Origin of the sequence: Gardnerella bretellae, from assembly GCF_048545135.1 — a bacterium.
Classification (GTDB): Bacteria; Actinomycetota; Actinomycetes; order Actinomycetales; family Bifidobacteriaceae; genus Bifidobacterium; species Bifidobacterium greenwoodii.
This window is the reverse complement of record NZ_JBKQXU010000002.1, coordinates 1-440: the sequence shown is the minus strand read 5'-3', so window position 1 is coordinate 440 and position 440 is coordinate 1. Positions and strand designations below refer to the sequence as shown.

1 pseudogene is annotated in these 440 nt (G+C 48.2%); it reads right to left on the bottom strand.

The annotated features are described in order from the left end of the window. Positions 1-440, bottom strand: a pseudogene (locus tag ACJV7B_RS01540) (hypothetical protein); the annotation flags it as partial.

Sequence of the window (440 nt, the reverse complement as noted above, 5' to 3'; positions counted from 1 at the left end):
TTGGAGTGGTTGGAGTGGTTGGAGTGGTTGGAGTGGTGTTAGATGGCTTACCAGCATTAATCACATCATTATCAGAATCAACCTTATTCTGAGCATTAGTGACAGCCTTCTTAGCTTCCTCAACAGCAGTCTTCTTAGCCTTGGTTGCTTCCTTAGCCTGATCGTAAGCAGTCTGAGCAGCAGCCTTACCAGCCTCATCGGCGTTATCAAGAGCAGTCTTCTTAGCAGCCTCTTCAGCCTCAGCAGTCTTCAATTCCTTCTGCTTCTTCTCGAGATCCTTCTTAGCATCATCGAGAGTCTTCTGATCCTTCTTGAGATCTTCCTTAGCCTTAGCAACCTTAGCAGCATTAACATCCTGCACGAGCAATGGGCTAAAATCAGGATCTTGAGCCATTGCTGGAGCAGCAAAAGCCAAGCCGGAAACGAGGGTGGCGCCAGCA